Source organism: Pseudomonas sp. Marseille-QA0892, assembly GCF_054950135.1.
Genome location: NZ_CM143104.1, coordinates 2336915 through 2352141, shown reverse-complemented (window position 1 = coordinate 2352141; position 15227 = coordinate 2336915). Strand labels below are relative to the sequence as shown.

Here is a 15227-nt window from a genome sequence, read left to right as displayed (position 1 = left end):
CTAGGAGGGGATAGGGCCGCATGCGCTGTCTTTTTTCGAAGAGGACGGCGAACGCTGCGCAAATGCCGAACGCTGCCAGCGCTGCTATCCAGGATACATCCCGCTTGCCTGAACTCTTTCAGGCCGTACGCGAAGGCGATTAGGCATACCATTGCCTGAAGCGACCCTGGCAGGTTCCCAGGGACGATCCGGATTGCCTGGCTGTGTCGGAATCAGCCATATGGCCAGCAGCAAGGCGACCACGACGACGGGGACGTTGATCAGGAACACCGAGCCCCACCAGTAATACTTGAGCAGTAGACCACCAATGGCAGGCCCCAGAGCGGCGCCGCCAGCGGCGACTGCCGCCCGGATGCCGATGGCCACGGAGCATTCTCGTTCATCGTCGAAGGTAAGCCGAATGATCGAGAGCGTTGAAGGCATCATCATCGCGGCGCCTACCGCCAGCAGCGCGCATGAGGCGATGAGTTTTGCGGGTGCGCGGGAGTAGGCCGCCTTGAGCGATGCGATACCAAACACGACGAGGCCGCCCATGAATAGCCACTTGTGCCCAAGGCGGTGGCCTAACGCCCCCATGCCCAGCAGCAAACCGGCGCAGACCAGCGATTACATGTTAACGATCCAGAGCTTTTCCGACTGTGTCGCCTGAAGGGCAAGCGTCAGGGCAGGCAGAGCCGTGTAAAGCACCGTCATGTCTATGACAATCAACAGCAATGCAGTGGAAATCGCGCCCAGCACTAACCAACGGCTACGCTCCATCGGATGCGCTCCTATTTTCGCGCGACTGGGTGAGGCCCAGTCGACACCCAGGCTGCGGAATAGGTGGATTTGGCACAAGCCAAGCTGCAGCGTGGTATCGACCTGGGTGTTCTGTGCTTCAAACGCCGCGCGCTGGCTGTCCAGCAGCAAGAGGAGGCCGTCCAGGCCCTGTCGATAGCATTGCTTGGCGAGTTCGGTGCTGAGCGTCGCGCTCTTATTCAGCCGACGTTGAGGGGAGAGATCTATCTATCGGCCTGATCAACCGCTAAACGGGCGGTAACGGACGTCAGCGCGTCCGCTACCGTTGCCCTTATCACTGCATGAGCCGCGTCACGGCGCCTTTATTTCGGGGCCAAAGGCGAAGTCGACAGGCACGGGGCTGTCGACGGTATGGATAGGGCCTTGAAGTTTTCCGCTTCTTGCCTCGACCTTGAATACGGCGATGAGGTCAGAGTTCTGGTTTCCGACATACATGAACGTTCCAGACGGGTCGAGGTTCATGCCGCGAGGTATCGCGCCGTGGCTAGACACCCACCCAATGGAGCTCAGTATTCCTTTCTCCGAATCGACCTCGAACATGGCTACGCTGTCCATCCCTCGGTTCGTTGCGTAGAGCCAACGGCCTGTTGGATGGATACGGATCTCGGCCGTTGTGTTGGTGCCTGCCGGGACGTTACCAGGGTTCGATGGGTCGAATGCCGGGCGCTCGAATGGACCATCTTCGGGCACCGTTGAGATCGAATGCGTCCAGATGAAGGCACCGCGCGCCGCATCGAACCTGAAGGTGTCTATCGTTGATGAGAGTTCGTTGAGCACATAGGCGAACCTGTCTTTTGGATCGAACGCCATATGACGGCATCCTGCGCCGGAGGGCACGGTGGCGAATGGAACGGTATTAGGCGTCAGCTTGCCCGTATCCAGATCGAAATCCCAGATAAGGATCTGGTCCGAGCCCATATCTACCCCGAAGACATGCTGTCCACCGGGGTTTGTGAGAATCATGTGGGCATGGGGGCCTTCCTGGCGGACCGGGTCTGCACCCGTGCTTGTTATCGAGGTTCGGTATAGCCCGCTGAGTTCGCCGATACCGCCGTCTTGCAATGTAGGATACACAGCAAAATCGCCAGTCCCGTAGTTGGCGGCAAACAGGTATTTCCCGGAAGGGTGCACTGAGCAATGGCACGGCCACGACCCTTTGGTTGATCGGGAATTGAGGAAGGTGAGCTTGCCGCTCGACTGATCGACGCGGTAGGCACTTACCCGGCCTAGCGGGGTGCCTGCATCATCTGATCCCAGCTCATTTACGCAGTACAGATAGCTCATCGTGGGATCGAGCGCCAAAAACGATGGGTTTTCGGCTTCGATTACTTTTATCGGCGTCAGGTCTCCGCTTCCAGGGTCGATGCGGTAAACATAAATGCCCTTTGCCTTGCTGGCTTCAGTTCCACCCGGAGCCGTATGTGGCGCGGTGTAAGTCCCTACGTAGATATAGCGGCCTGAGTTGCCTTTTGGGGAAGCCTGCGCGCCATTGCCAAGTACATTGGGCGCCATTGCTACGAGTCCTACTGTCGCCGCCGCCTTCAAAAGCGAGCGTCGCGCTGTGATGAAATCAGAAGATGTTTTTATGCTTGTGATTTGATTGTCATCCATTTTTTTGCCTCGGTCATATGGAAGCGCGCATTGAAAGCCGTAGGTGAGTGATGCGTTCCTCCGGCTTTATGAAGTGTCCGAACATGCTGAACAAGGAACGAAATACTGCTGATGGGCTTAGCGTCAGCACATCTCTGCGACGGGTTATTCCGCAGTGTGTACCGCGTCCAGCGCCATCAACTCCTTTCGGCTAGGTAGACCTTCCATGTCGCCCACTACTTGAACGGCCTGCGCACCGAGCAGGTTCCCCCGTCGAACAGCTGCGCGGGCAGGGAGCCCATCGAGTAGGGCGCTGATGACGCCCACGGCGAAGGCATCGCCCGCACCAACAGTGTCGACCACGTTCTCGACGCTGAAACCCGGTACGGTGAAATGCTCGTCTTCACCATTCAATACGCCGCGATAAAAGCTACCCTCCGGGCCCAGCTTGATGATCACCGCGCGAACACCCTGGTCGAGATAAAAGGCAGCGATATCAGCAGGAGATTCACGTCCGGTAAGCAGGCGCCCTTCAGACAGCCCTGGCATCACCCAGTCGGCTTGTATAGCCAGTGCATTCAGCGTTTCGCGCATTTCAGCCTCGCTCGGCCACAGGCTCGGCCGGAGGTTGGGATCGAATGAAATGCTGGCGCCTCGTTGGCGTGCTTCCTTCATGAGATGTGCTGAAAGCTCACGGCATCCGGCGGACAGCGCTGGCGTGATACCGGTAGCGTGCAGATGACGGATACCGCTCAAGGCGCCGTCATCGGCGTCACCTGAGGTCATATGGCTGGCTGCGCTCCCGCGGCGATAGTACTCCACCGCCGGATCCGCTCCCTCGAGCGCACGTGCCTTGAACATGAGCCCGGTAGGGTGCGTGGCGTCCTCGATAAGGTAGGCGCAGTTCACGCACTCTGCCTCCAACGTCTTCCGCACATAGCTGCCGAGGCTGTCGCGGCCCACGCGGCTTAGCCATTTCACAGGGAATCCCAAGCGCGAAAGCCCGATAGCGACATTGTTGTCAGCGCCGGCCAGGCGTCGATGAAATGAGCCTACCTCGGCTAGCGGACCTGTCTCGTCGGCCACGAACAGGGCCATGGCTTCACCGAACGAGAGGATATGAGCAGTAGACGCGGTCATGGCCGTGTCCTCTTATGGATTGACATGGTCGAAATGTAGCAACTACCATACTAGTTATACAAGAATACAAGAGGCACTTCGCCGTGACCCCTTCACTGACCGCCTTATGGGATGAGCAATCCGAAACAAACGTTCGGCAGCGGCTGTTCGATGTTCTCCGGCAATCCATCATTCGTATGACGCTAGCGCCCGGGCAGGCACTGTCGGAGCAGGAGATTGCGGATACTTTTTCTGTAAGCCGCCAGCCGGTACGCGAGGCCTTCATTCGGCTGTCGGAGGCAGGGCTTGTGGAAATTCGCCCACAACGCGGGACCTACGTCGTCCCGATCTCCCACGCAGCCGTCATGGAAGCGCGATTCGTGCGCGAAGCTGTCGAAGTCGCGGTCGTCTGCTCCGCTGCCGAGCAGGGGCTTGGAAATGACGTGCTGGACGATCTGTACGATCTGATCGAGCGCCAAAAGCGCTGCATTGGTCCCGATGATCACGACCGTTTCTACCAGCTCGACGAAGCTTTCCATCGGACGCTATCACTTGGCGCAGGGCATGATTCGGCGTGGCGCGTCACCCTGGAAGTAAAGGCTCAACTGGATCGGGTGCGCTACCTGAGCCTGCCCGATACGACCTCAATCCCCAAGCTGATCGAGCAGCACGCCGGAATTCTCGGCGCTGTCGCCAAGCGCGATAGCGATGCTGCGCGCAATCTCATGCAAGTCCACGTGCGCGAGATCCTCAATTCGCTACCCAGTCTGGTGGAACGCTTTCCGACGATGTTCGAAACGCAAGGCAGCACGACGCGCAGCCGTAGGCGTATCTCCGGATGAACCCAGCGCCTCGACAGGGCTTGTAGCGCTCAGCGCCTGACCGGAAAGCCCCCTTTACCTCTGCTCACAGCGCATCCATGACCAGAAAGGAACAGGTATGAAGATCAGCGACGCCTATTTGATCGTCAGCTCGCCAGGACGAAATTTCGTGACGCTGAAGATCGTCACCGAGTCGGGTACCTATGGCATCGGCGATGCGACCCTCAACGGTCGCGAAATGTCTGTCGTTGCCTATCTCGAGGAGCACGTGCTACCCGCGTTGATCGGTCGCGATGCAAGCCGTATCGAGGATATCTGGCAATACCTGTATCGCGGTGCCTATTGGCGCCGCGGGCCGGTCACCATGGCCGCGATCTCGGCGGTGGACGTGGCGCTTTGGGATATCAAGGCCAAGGTGGCAGGCCTGCCGTTGTATCAGCTGCTTGGCGGCAAGAGCCGTGAGCGCGTCATGACGTACGCCCATTGTACCGGCAAGGATATCGAGAGCTGCCTGGAAGAGGTCGATAGGCACGTCAAGCTCGGATACCGTGCGGTTCGCGTGCAAGCCGGCGTGCCGGGTATCCCGACCATCTATGGCGTTGCCAAACGCGAAGGCGAGCGGTACGAGCCCGCTGATGCCGAGCTGCCAGCCGAGCATGTCTGGAGCACAGAGAAATACCTGAATCACGTGCCGAAACTATTCGCGGCGGTACGCGAACGGTTCGGTGACGATCTGCATATCCTTCATGACGTGCATCACCGGCTGACGCCGATCGAGGCTGCTCGCCTGGGCAAGGAAGTGGAGCCCTACCACCTGTTCTGGCTGGAAGACTGCGTACCCGCGGAAAACCAGGCGAGCTTCCGGCTCATACGCCAGCACACGACCACGCCGCTGGCCGTCGGCGAAGTGTTCAATTCGATCCACGACTATCGCGAGCTGATAGAGAGCCAGTTGATCGATTACGTCCGGACGCCCATTTCGCATGGCGGCGGCATCACCCACATGCGCCGTGTTGCGGACCTGGCCTCGCTCTATCACATCCGCACGGGCTTCCACGGTGCCACCGATCTCTCACCCGTTTGCCTCGGTGCAGCGGTGCATTTCGACACCTGGGTGCCCAACTTCGGCATTCAGGAACACATGCCTCACGCCGATGTGACTGACGAAGTCTTTAGCCACGACTACCGGTTCGAAGAGGGTCATTTCATCGTCGGAGAGCAGCCGGGGCATGGCGTCGATATCGACGAAGAGATGGCAAAACAATATCCCTACAAGCGCGCCAGTCTGCCGGTCAACCGGCTCGAAGACGGCACGCTCTGGCATTGGTAAGGAGGCACGACATGCAGGCATTTCAAGTACGGGCGCCGATGGACTACGTCGTCTCCGATGTAGAGGAGCCGCAAGCCGCTCCAGGCGAGGTGCTGGTGCGTGTGGCCTATGCAGGTATCTGCGGGTCCGACATGCACATCATCCATGGTTCGAATGCGTTCGTTCAGTTCCCGCGCATCACCGGGCACGAGTTCGCTGGCGTCGTCGAGGCGCTCGGAGAAGGGGTCGATGGCTTCTCGATCGGCGATCGCGTATGCATCGATCCCGTGATCAATTGCGGTAGCTGTTATCCCTGCCGGATCGGTCGGCCCAATGTGTGTACGAAGCTGCAGGTTATCGGCGTACACCGTAACGGCGGGTTCGAAGAGCGCGTAAACGTCCCGGCCAGCAATGCTCATCGTCTTCCTGAGAATGTAAGCCTCGATGCCGCTGCCCTGGTCGAGCCTTACACCATCGCCGCCAATGTGCTGGATCGCATGCAGCCCGTGGCAGGCGACCGGCTGCTCATTTTCGGCGCTGGCCTTATTGGCCTGACGATTCTTCAGATGGCGCATGCGCTGGGTATCGAGGATGTCACCGTCACCGATGTGATCGACGAGCGCCTGGCTACGGCGCGTGAATTCGGCGCCACGCGCACGTTCAATGGCCGTTCCGAAGATGTCGAGGCCGCCATGCGCGCCGTGACAGGAGGAGAGGGCGTTCCGCTGATCGCGGATGCCGCCTGCGTACCCGCACTATTGCCGCAAATGCTGCGAATCGCCTCACCGGCGGGGCGGATCGGGCTGCTTGGTTTCGACGTGAACCCAAGCGATCTGGTGCAACTGGAGGTGATCAAGAAGGAGCTGACGCTCGTTGGCTCGCGTCTCAATAACCGCAAGTTTCCCGAAGTAATCGACCTTATGGCTTCAGGGCGTCTGGACCCACTGGGGCTCGTCAGTCACCGGCTGCCGCTGGCACAGATGCCTGACGCCATCCACATGCTCGACAACCATCCGGAGAAGGCGCGCAAAGTGTTGATCGACATGAACGCGTAACCCCTGCATCTCCCCCCTGCTTACGACAACACTAAGAACAAGTCAGGAGAAGAGTCATGATCAAGCAGTTCCTTACCAGTGCGCTCGCGTCCGCCGTACTGCTCAGCGGCCCCGTATTCTCGGAGGAGGTCACGCTGAAGTTCGGCCATCCTGCCAACGAACAGAATATCTGGCACAAGGCGGCGGAACATTTCAAAGCGCAGGTCGAGAAAGAGTCCAACGGCCGTATCAAGGTGCAGCTCTATCCCAGCGAGCAGCTGGGCAGCGAGATGGACATCATCAACAGCATCCAGCTCGGCACGGCCGACATGACGCTCACAGGTGAGAGCCTGCAGAACTGGGCGCCGAAGGCCGCAATGTTGGCGGTCCCTTATGCGTTTCGAGATGAAGACCATCTGCGCCGCGCCGTCGAAGGTGAGATAGGCAAGGAGATCGAAGCGCAGATCGTCGAGCGCACCAATCTCGTACCGATCGCCTGGTTCCAGAGGGGCGCGCGCCAGCTGACCGCAAACCGCGCCATTACCAAACCCGATGAGCTCAACGGCCTGCGGCTCCGGGTTCCGAACGTTCCGCTGTTCGTTGATACCTGGCAAGGCATGGGTGCACGACCCACGCCGATGGCACTGGGTGAGGTATTCACCGCCTTGCAGCAGAATGTCATCGACGGACAGGAGAATCCGCTCAGCCTGATCGAAAGCGCGAGCTTCTACGAGGTTCAGAAGTACCTGAACCGGACCAATCACGTACGTAGCTGGATCTATGTGGTGATCGGGAAGAAACAGCTCGATGGGATGCCCGAGGACCTGCGCAACGTGGTGCTCAAGGGCGCCAAGGACATGCAGACTTTCGAGGCCGGCCTGTTTGACGAAGATCAGCAACGCCTCGAGACATCTCTCAAAGAGCGTGGCATGGAATTCATCGATGTCGACACGGAGGCGTTCGCTGAAAAGGCACGTCCTGCCGTGATGGAAGCATTGACGGACGAGCAACGCGCGCTGTTCGACGCGATTCAAAAGCTCTGATTTCACGCGAGACGCACCCTTGGCGTCTCGCGTGTTTTTCCATGTTCGCCAGTCAGGCCACGCTTTCAGGAGGTTGACTATGCAGTTCCCTGACGCACCAACGCGGGATGCAGGGCAAGACGGGCAGCACGCTGTGCCTGGCCTCGATGCAATAAACCAGGTCCCCCAACTTCAAGGGCGGATAGGCCGTGTGATGGCGTGGATCGATACGGTCTTCATCGTGCTGGCCACCGCGGCGCTGGTCGCCATTGCCGCTACGGTATTGCTGCAAATCTCGGGTCGGCTCTTTCTACCGTATTCCCCGGTCTGGACCGAAGAGCTGTCGAGATACCTTTTCATCTACATGGTTGTACTGGCGGCGGGTGTTGCCATGCGGCGAAACCAGCACGTGAGTGTTGAGCTTTACCACCATCGCCTGGGACCACGGACGCGTGCGGCTTACCAGGTCGTGATCAACCTGCTGATCGGTGCCTTTGCCTGTATCACGCTGCCTTCAGCCTGGCTCTACGCCCAGAACGGTATGTGGCAGACATCCCCCGCGATGAAACTGCCGATGATTTACATGTTTTCGTCCACCGTCGTGCTGTTCGCATTGGTGCTGTTCTATAGCGTTGTCCGTGTAGCCGAAGGGCTCATCGCCATGCGCAAGCCGGAGGCTCACTCGTGGAAGTGATCATACTGTTCAGTGCCTTTCTGGTACTCCTGGTACTGGGCATGCCAATCGCCTTTGCATTGGGTATTTCGTCACTGAGCTACCTGCTGCTGGAAGGTATTTCCCTGACAATCGTGCCGCAGCGTATGTATGCCGGCATGGATACTTTCGTTCTGCTCTGCATTCCCGGGTTCGTGCTGGCGGGGAACCTCATGAATGTCGGCAACATCACCGAGCATATCGTGCGCTTCTCCAATGCGTTGCTCGGTCATATCCGAGGTGGGTTGGGGCTCGCGAACGTGGGCGGCTCGATGATATTCGCCGGTATATCGGGGACGGCCGTTGCAGATGCGGCGAGCATCGGCTCGGTGATGATCCCGGGTATGGCGAAGTCGGGTTACGACAAGCCGTTTGCCGCTGCGGTGACTGCTGCGTCTTCGACCATCGGCCCCATCATTCCGCCCAGCGTACCGATGATCATCGTCGGCTCGCTTGCCGGTGTTTCCGTGGGGCGAATGTTCCTTGCCGGCGCGATACCCGGGTTATTGATGGGGGTCGCGATGATGATCACCGTCTACATCCTGTCGGTGCGTCGTGGGTATCCCAAGGAACGTCGGGCCACGCTGCGAGAGCTGTTGAAAGAAGGCCGTACCGCTTTCTGGGCCCTGTTGATGACCGGCATCATTCTGTACGGAATCATCGGAGGGTTTTTTACACCGACTGAGGCGTCCATCGTTGCCAGCCTTTATGCCCTGGTCGTGGGGATGTATGTCTACAAGGGCCTTACCTGGCGCAAGCTCCCGGCGATACTGACCGACACCGTGTTGACCTCATCGGCGCTGTTGTTGCTCATCGGACTGGCGAACCTGTTTGGCTGGATTCTCACCAGCCAGCAAATTCCGCAAATGGTGGCCGAGGGGATTCTGTCGATCAGCGACAATCCGATCGTGGTGATCCTGATTCTGAACCTGATCCTACTATTCGTAGGAGCGTTCATGGAGACGATCGCCGCACTGATCATCCTGTTCCCCGCGCTACTGGGCGTGGCCACGGGTGTCGGCATGGACCCGGTTCATTTCGCCGTCATGGCGGTGCTCAACCTGATGATCGGGCTGACGACGCCCCCGGTTGGGGTGTGTCTGTTCGTCGTGGCAGGTATCGGCAATCTGCAGATGCTCAGTGTCGCGCGCGCCATCGTTCCGTTTCTTATGTGCAATCTGATCGTGTTGCTGCTGGTCGCTTACGTACCTGCTGTTTCGCTCTGGTTGCCGAACCTGCTGCTGGGCGGCAACTGAGCGTGTCTGAATCGGCATTCAACGAGGGGTGACAAATGACTGAAACGCAGATTCGCGCCGCTGCCCGAGGAGAGCAGATTTCGATTGTCCATCTGGGTCTGGGCGCGTTTCACCGCGCGCATCAGGCGGTTTACCTGGAGCGGTACCGCCAACGCAGCGGCGATCTGGGCTGGGGTGTAGCCAGCGCCAACCTTCGTTCGAACAAGCGTCTGGTCGATGCGTTGCGAGTAGCCGACCACCGCTACCACGTCGCCGAATTCGCGGATAGCGAGAACGTCACCGTGCGCGAAATCGGCGTGATCGAGCAGACGCTATTCACGGGTCGAGATGAAGGCAGTAATAACGGGAGGGACCTTGAAGCCCTGCTGTCGCGCCTGGCTGACGAGGCGACACGCATCGTGACGCTGACAGTGACCGAAAAGGGCTACTTTCTGAGTCCTTCCGAGGGCATCCTGCTGCGAGACCATCCTCAGATTGCCGCCGACATTGCCCAACCGCAGATGCCAAGCACGGCGCCGGGCATACTCGTCGAGGCGCTGGCGCGTCGTCGCGCAGCCGGGCGGCCGCCCTTCACAGTGCTTTGCTGTGACAACATGCCTGACAACGGCAAGCGAACCCGTGCGGCGGTAACGCAGCTGGCAGCCTGTCGCGATGAAGGATTGGCGGAGTGGATCGAGCACGAAGTGGCGTTTCCCAGCAGCATGGTCGATCGCATCGTTCCGGCCATGACGGACACGGAATTCGAGCGGCTATCACGGCTCGGAATAAACGACACCAATGCGGTCGTCTGCGAAGCCTTCAGTCAATGGGTGGTTGAGGATCACTTCCCGACGGGGCGTCCTGACTGGGAGGAGGAAGGCGTCGAGATGGTCGCCGATGTGGCGCCTTTCGAAACCATGAAGCTGCGCATGCTCAATGGCAGCCATTCCCTGCTGGCCTATCTGGGAGCCCAGGCCGGAATCGAAACGGTCTACGACGCTGTCACTCAGCCGCCGATAGCGGCTTTCCTGCGCCGGTACATGCTCACCGAAGCAGCACCTACCCTCGACATGCCGGCAGGCACCGATCTGGCGGCTTACAGCGAGCAATTGCTGGCAAGGTTCGCCAACGACAGCCTGCGCCATAAGCTGCATCAGATCGCCATGGACGGTTCCCAGAAACTACCGCAGCGCTGGCTTCAAGGCGCACTATCGCGTTTGGAAGCGGGTGAGGACGCGCCCTGTACCGCCCTGGGTATCGCCGCCTGGATCCATTACTCGACAGGCAGGAGCCCGGACGGCACGCCGCACGGTGTCGATGATCCATTGGCGACTACTTTGGCCAAGTTGCACGGGCAGCACACCAACACGGAGTCGCTCGTGCATGCGTTCATGTCGCTGGATTCCGTCTTTCCTCCTGCACTCTCTCGTCACGCGTCGTTCGTGCAGACGGTATGCGCGTATTACCAGAAGCTGCGAGAGGAGGGTGTCATGTCGGCGGTGAAGGAATTGGTCGCTTGAGCAAGGTGCTCGTTTGCTAGGGCGCTGTCGGTACAGCGCCCACGTCGGCACATCGAGACGAGAGGACGCATTATTTCGGCAGGCGTCACCTTTCGGAACCGGCAACCGTACCTTCGACAGGCCCAAGGCTGCCGCTTTGCCAGGCGCCCTGTGTCGTTACGACGGGCTCTTTATCCAGCACCTCATTTGATTTATCGCTTGCAAAACCCTGCCATGCCACTGCTACGAGAGTCCTCACAGTGCGCCATGTCTATGCTACTGGCTCAAGGATTCGATGATTCGACACTCGTCGATCACCCCGCCATGGCAAGAAGACAATAGGCGCTGAAGCTCATGCTCCAGTCCTTGCAGATCTCGAATTCGAGATCGCACCTGCTGCAACTGCTCGGCAACCTTGGCATCCACTGCATTACATGGCGCCTGCCGGAGGTCGGAAAATCCGAGTAGCTGGCGGATATCGTCGAGGCTGAAACCTAGAGCGCGGCTACGGCGAATGAACAGCAGTCTATCGCGCTCCTGCGCCGTGTACTGGCGGTAACCAGAGGCATTTCGCGCCGCCGTGGGCAATAGGCCAAGCTGCTCGTAATAGCGGATCGTCACCGCCTTTGTATCAGTAAGGCGCGCCAGTTGCCCCACGGTGAAGTTCGTCGCGTTCATGAGTCTTGACCTTATAGTCGCTATAACCCTCAGTGTAGCGGCAAGCTCAAGCTAACGAGGCGCGGATTGTGGATAGTTGCTGTGAAAACAAGGCCGGCGAACTCGGCCAACTTCGCGTAAAACAGGGCCGGGTGCTCTATATCGTCCTTGCGATCAACGCGGTCATGTTCCTGGTGGAGTTCGTCGCAGGCTGGGTTGCCAACTCAACGGCGCTGCTCGGCGACTCACTGGACATGTTTGGGGACGCCTCTGTATATGCGCTCACGCTTTTCGTCCTGCACCGCAGCGTCCATGCGCGTGCTGGTGCTGCGTTGTTCAAGGGCGGCCTAATGCTGTTGTTTGGCCTCCTGGTGGTGGCAGACGCACTGCGCAAACTCATCATGCAAGAGGCGCCTAGTGCTGGTTGGATGGGCGTTATCGGGGTGCTGGCTCTTATCGCCAACGGCTACTGCTTCGTGTTGCTCTACAGCCACCGCTCCGACGACCTGAACATGCGTTCAACCTGGCTTTGTTCCCGTAACGACCTGCTGGCCAACAGCAGCGTCATAGTCGCCGCCGGCCTCGTCGCGCTGACCGCCAGCGTATGGCCAGATATCCTCGTCGGCATAGCGATAGCAGCACTGTTTATACACTCCGCCGTGGGTGTCATCCGGGAAGCGTGGACAGCGTGGCGATCCAGCGCTCCTCAACCTTTGCTAGCTGTCAGCTGCTGTGCAAGAAAGACAGATGACTTAGTGCCGCTGATAGGCATCGCTGAGCCAGGCTCAACGGCCGTTCAGCCTCCAGTGGCCAAGGTTTGCTGCGCGCATGATCTACAGGCCCCGAAAGACGCTTGCTGTACACAGCCACTGGTGCGCGCCAGCGAAGGCTCGCATTATCGATAGCGATCGGCAGTCAGGCTGGCAGGCCACGTCTGGATGCTGACCAACTTGATGACACTGGCCTACTGATAATGCTCACGAATGGACATCGCCATATCCATCGCGCCTATGCCGGCGCTCTGCGAAACGTGCAATTCAATCGAAATGCCGTGGTAGCGAAGGCAATCCGGATTCTGGTCTGAGCACGCGAAGATCGCCTGGCGTGAGCGAGCGTAACCATGGCGTCACCGCGAGACCGCTTCTGACGGTAGCGAGCGTCGTATCCACCGAGGCATTTTCAAATACGAGGCGCCATTCAATGTGTGCTTCTCTCAACGCGGAAAACACTAGGCGGCGAAAGGTGCAGGTGGGGGTCACGAAGCACAACGCCAATGGCCGTTGGCTGATGAGCTCGTCCGATATGCCTATCCAGACCAACGGCTCCATACAGAGGCGTTCACCCATACTCTCCGCTCAGGGCATTGGCTGATGGTCAGGTCAACGAGCCCTCGGGAAGAATCAGACATCAGGTCGACCGAAGAGCCCGATACGACTGTCACATCGACGTTTGGATGGCGCCGCGCGTAGGCGGTAAGAATGGGCGCAAAATAGGCTCTGGCCATATCGTACGGTATCCCCACCCGAACCCTTTCCCGAATAGCCGGCCCGATCATTTCTGCACAGACGACGTCGTTCAGCTCCAGAATACGACGGGCTTTGGGCAGCAAATCCTTTCCATGGTCGGTCAAACGGGTACCCAACGAATCACGCGCCAGTAGTTGGCAACCGAAAAAGCTTTCAAGCCGCTTGATCATCCTTCAGCCCGGCGAATTTTGTGTGGTCCCCAAGCAAACCCGGCACAACCCAGTCGCCCTAGAAGAATGCGGAATCGTGCTGATTGAAACCGTTTCTACGCTGCATACGGGCGATAAAGTCAGCGCGAGAAGTGTGTCGATCGATAAGCAGCTGGGACGTTAGGCATAACGCCAAACGTTTTCCATCCAAAAGCGAGATCTACTTTGGCTAACGGTTTCCAGCGCTTTGTGATGGGTCAGGCCGGAAGGGGTATCAAATCCCCAACCAGCCATTTCCTGGGCCTCGGGACATTTACCCAAGGCACCGCGTGACATGTTTCACCGATTGATAGGCTGCCAGTCCCCAGGGCCCTAGCTCCCGGCCGATGCCGCTGCCTTTCGTTCCGCCCCATGACGTTTCGACGAATACGGCCTGCAGGGAGTTGATCCACACGTGGCCCACCTCCAATGCATCGGCGACGCGCTCGGCGCGCTGCACATCGTTGCTGATGACGGTACCGACCAGACCGAAACGGCTGTCGTTGGCCACTGCGATGGCGTCTTCCTCCGTGTCGAAGCGGCGGGCACAAAGCACGGGCCCAAAGATTTCCTCGTTCCACAGCCGGCTCTCTGTGGGTACGTCCGCGTAGAGCGTCGGTGACACAAACCAGCCCTGTCGGTCTTGAAGCGCACCGCCGGCCAGGCAATCCAGACCTTCCTGTCTGGCAAACGCGAGATACTCACCGACCTTGTGCCACTGGGCCTCGCTGGTGAGAGGACCGACGTCTACTTCTGTCTGCTGCGGATTGCCTACCCGAAGCGCGTCCAACGCCGCTGCGAGGCGAGGGAGGAGCTCACCGGCTATGCCGTTCTGAACCAATAGGCGAGAGGTGGCTGAGCAAATTTGGCCGGCGTTCCAGCAAATGCCCCCGATGATCCATTCGATGGCCTGATCAATGTCGCAGTCGTCGAAGACGATGATGGGTGATTTACCACCGAGCTCCAGCGTGACCGGTACGCAGCGTTCGGCGGCGCTGCGCATGACGCGGCTACCAACAGCATTGCTGCCAGTGAAAGACAGCTTGTCGAGCCCGGTATGGCTGGCGATGGCAGCGCCTATGTCGGCCTTGCCGCCGACGATATTCAATACGCCCGCCGGCAGTCCGATCTGATCGGCGATACGGCCGTAGGCCTGCTCAATCAGCGGCGTCACCTCAGAGGGCTTGAGTACGACCGTGCATCCGGCAGCCAGCGCCGGCGCAATCTTCCAGGCGCTCGTGACGAGCGGGAAGTTCCAGGGGACGATCAGCCCAACGACGCCAATTGGCTCCAATCGAGTCCGGGAGGAGAACCCAGGTACCGCCAGCGGTACATCACGGTCAGGTGTCTGCGCCATGGCTTCGGCGAGGCCTGCGTAATAGTTGAAGGTGGCCACCGCATCATCGACATCAATGCTCGCCTCCTGGGACGGCTTGCCGTTATTGCGCATCTGAACTTCGACGAGCGCATCGCGCTGCGATTCGATGCATTGAGCGAAGCCGCGAAGGTACCGTGCACGCTCGTTCGGTGGGCATCGCTTCCAGTTACCGAGCGCTGCTCGCGCGGCCGCTACCGCCTGGTCAACCTGCCCGATGCTCGCCGCACGAAGTCTTTCAAAAGGCTCAGCCAGTGAGGGGTCAAAGACAGTGATCGTGTCGTTCCCTTGGCCTTCGACCCAGCGGCCATCGATGTAATGTGGGGTATTCATAAAGGGTAC

The 15227-nt window shown here is 59.2% G+C and carries 16 protein-coding genes; 9 read left to right on the top strand and 7 right to left on the bottom strand.

Annotated elements, in window-relative coordinates; genetic code table 11:
• Positions 1 to 84: 84 nt before the first annotated feature.
• Positions 85 to 534: an MFS transporter gene (locus ACY8D3_RS10870; RefSeq protein WP_462378794.1), complete on the bottom strand. Its 450-nt coding sequence runs from the start codon at positions 532 to 534 to the stop codon at positions 85 to 87.
• Positions 535 to 606: 72 nt separating this feature from the next.
• The gene (locus ACY8D3_RS10865) at positions 607 to 759 is read right to left on the bottom strand and encodes a hypothetical protein (RefSeq protein ID WP_462378793.1); all 153 of its coding nucleotides are present in this window, start codon (positions 757 to 759) and stop codon (positions 607 to 609) included.
• 69 nt (positions 760 to 828) lie between these two features.
• On the opposite strand from ACY8D3_RS10865, the gene ACY8D3_RS10860 reads away from it, so the two are divergent.
• Positions 829 to 1017 (top strand): hypothetical protein, encoded by a 189-nt coding sequence (locus tag ACY8D3_RS10860; protein WP_462378792.1) that lies wholly within the window; start codon positions 829 to 831, stop codon positions 1015 to 1017.
• A 72-nt stretch (positions 1018 to 1089) separates the two neighbouring features.
• Here the strand turns inward: ACY8D3_RS10860 and ACY8D3_RS10855 are convergent, their stop codons facing one another.
• Both ACY8D3_RS10855 and ACY8D3_RS10850 read right to left on the bottom strand, forming a co-directional pair.
• Entirely contained in the window at positions 1090 to 2310 is a 1221-nt protein-coding gene (locus ACY8D3_RS10855) for a lactonase family protein (RefSeq protein ID WP_462378791.1), read from the bottom strand.
• 243 nt (positions 2311 to 2553) lie between these two features.
• Positions 2554 to 3528, bottom strand: coding sequence for a sugar kinase (locus ACY8D3_RS10850; RefSeq protein ID WP_462378790.1), 975 nt, complete (start codon positions 3526 to 3528; stop codon positions 2554 to 2556).
• Positions 3529 to 3611: 83 nt separating this feature from the next.
• Between ACY8D3_RS10850 and ACY8D3_RS10845 the strand changes: the two genes are divergently transcribed.
• From ACY8D3_RS10845 to ACY8D3_RS10815, 7 genes are all read left to right on the top strand, one after another.
• Positions 3612 to 4349: a GntR family transcriptional regulator gene (locus tag ACY8D3_RS10845; protein ID WP_462378789.1), complete on the top strand. Its 738-nt coding sequence runs from the start codon at positions 3612 to 3614 to the stop codon at positions 4347 to 4349.
• 97 nt (positions 4350 to 4446) lie between these two features.
• A complete protein-coding gene (gene manD, locus ACY8D3_RS10840) occupies positions 4447 to 5658 on the top strand; it encodes a D-mannonate dehydratase ManD (RefSeq protein WP_462378788.1) in 1212 nt (403 codons plus the stop codon).
• A gap of 11 nt (positions 5659 to 5669) precedes the next feature.
• The gene (locus ACY8D3_RS10835; protein ID WP_462378787.1) at positions 5670 to 6692 is read left to right on the top strand and encodes a Zn-dependent oxidoreductase; all 1023 of its coding nucleotides are present in this window, start codon (positions 5670 to 5672) and stop codon (positions 6690 to 6692) included.
• A gap of 56 nt (positions 6693 to 6748) precedes the next feature.
• On the top strand, positions 6749 to 7714 hold the full coding sequence (locus ACY8D3_RS10830; RefSeq protein WP_462378786.1) for a TRAP transporter substrate-binding protein: 966 nt from the start codon (positions 6749 to 6751) through the stop codon (positions 7712 to 7714).
• Between the two features lie 79 nt (positions 7715 to 7793).
• Positions 7794 to 8387 (top strand): TRAP transporter small permease, encoded by a 594-nt coding sequence (locus tag ACY8D3_RS10825; protein ID WP_462378785.1) that lies wholly within the window; start codon positions 7794 to 7796, stop codon positions 8385 to 8387.
• Positions 8378 to 9661 carry a TRAP transporter large permease gene (locus ACY8D3_RS10820; protein WP_462378784.1) on the top strand — a complete coding sequence of 428 codons (1284 nt, stop codon included), beginning with the start codon at positions 8378 to 8380 and terminating at the stop codon, positions 9659 to 9661. Before ACY8D3_RS10825 ends, ACY8D3_RS10820 begins: the two co-directional genes overlap by 10 nt.
• Positions 9662 to 9696: 35 nt before the next feature.
• A complete protein-coding gene (locus tag ACY8D3_RS10815) occupies positions 9697 to 11160 on the top strand; it encodes a mannitol dehydrogenase family protein (protein WP_462378783.1) in 1464 nt (487 codons plus the stop codon).
• Positions 11161 to 11415: 255 nt separating this feature from the next.
• Here ACY8D3_RS10815 and ACY8D3_RS10810 read toward each other — a convergent pair whose 3' ends face one another.
• Complete coding sequence (locus tag ACY8D3_RS10810) at positions 11416 to 11817, bottom strand: MerR family transcriptional regulator (RefSeq protein WP_462378782.1); 402 nt, start codon at positions 11815 to 11817, stop codon at positions 11416 to 11418.
• A 68-nt stretch (positions 11818 to 11885) separates the two neighbouring features.
• Between ACY8D3_RS10810 and ACY8D3_RS10805 the strand changes: the two genes are divergently transcribed.
• Complete coding sequence (locus ACY8D3_RS10805; protein WP_462378781.1) at positions 11886 to 12701, top strand: cation transporter; 816 nt, start codon at positions 11886 to 11888, stop codon at positions 12699 to 12701.
• 401 nt (positions 12702 to 13102) lie between these two features.
• Here the strand turns inward: ACY8D3_RS10805 and ACY8D3_RS10800 are convergent, their stop codons facing one another.
• Together ACY8D3_RS10800 and ACY8D3_RS10795 are read right to left on the bottom strand one after the other, a co-directional pair.
• Positions 13103 to 13300: a hypothetical protein gene (locus tag ACY8D3_RS10800; protein WP_462384344.1), complete on the bottom strand. Its 198-nt coding sequence runs from the start codon at positions 13298 to 13300 to the stop codon at positions 13103 to 13105.
• A gap of 484 nt (positions 13301 to 13784) precedes the next feature.
• Positions 13785 to 15218 carry an aldehyde dehydrogenase family protein gene (locus tag ACY8D3_RS10795; protein WP_462378780.1) on the bottom strand — a complete coding sequence of 478 codons (1434 nt, stop codon included), beginning with the start codon at positions 15216 to 15218 and terminating at the stop codon, positions 13785 to 13787.
• Positions 15219 to 15227: the final 9 nt, after the last annotated feature.

Coding starts and splice junctions, on each gene's coding strand:
- ACY8D3_RS10870 (WP_462378794.1), bottom strand. CDS start 534: ATGGGCGGCCTCGTCGTGTTTGGTATCGCATCGCTCAAGGCGGCCTAC.
- ACY8D3_RS10865 (WP_462378793.1), bottom strand. CDS start 759: ATGGAGCGTAGCCGTTGGTTAGTGCTGGGCGCGATTTCCACTGCATTG.
- ACY8D3_RS10855 (WP_462378791.1), bottom strand. CDS start 2,310: ATGGCGCCCAATGTACTTGGCAATGGCGCGCAGGCTTCCCCAAAAGGC.
- ACY8D3_RS10850 (WP_462378790.1), bottom strand. CDS start 3,528: ATGACCGCGTCTACTGCTCATATCCTCTCGTTCGGTGAAGCCATGGCC.
- manD (WP_462378788.1), top strand. CDS start 4,447: ATGAAGATCAGCGACGCCTATTTGATCGTCAGCTCGCCAGGACGAAAT.
- ACY8D3_RS10835 (WP_462378787.1), top strand. CDS start 5,670: ATGCAGGCATTTCAAGTACGGGCGCCGATGGACTACGTCGTCTCCGAT.
- ACY8D3_RS10830 (WP_462378786.1), top strand. CDS start 6,749: ATGATCAAGCAGTTCCTTACCAGTGCGCTCGCGTCCGCCGTACTGCTC.
- ACY8D3_RS10825 (WP_462378785.1), top strand. CDS start 7,794: ATGCAGTTCCCTGACGCACCAACGCGGGATGCAGGGCAAGACGGGCAG.
- ACY8D3_RS10815 (WP_462378783.1), top strand. CDS start 9,697: ATGACTGAAACGCAGATTCGCGCCGCTGCCCGAGGAGAGCAGATTTCG.
- ACY8D3_RS10810 (WP_462378782.1), bottom strand. CDS start 11,817: ATGAACGCGACGAACTTCACCGTGGGGCAACTGGCGCGCCTTACTGAT.
- ACY8D3_RS10800 (WP_462384344.1), bottom strand. CDS start 13,300: ATGGCCAGAGCCTATTTTGCGCCCATTCTTACCGCCTACGCGCGGCGC.
- ACY8D3_RS10795 (WP_462378780.1), bottom strand. CDS start 15,218: ATGAATACCCCACATTACATCGATGGCCGCTGGGTCGAAGGCCAAGGG.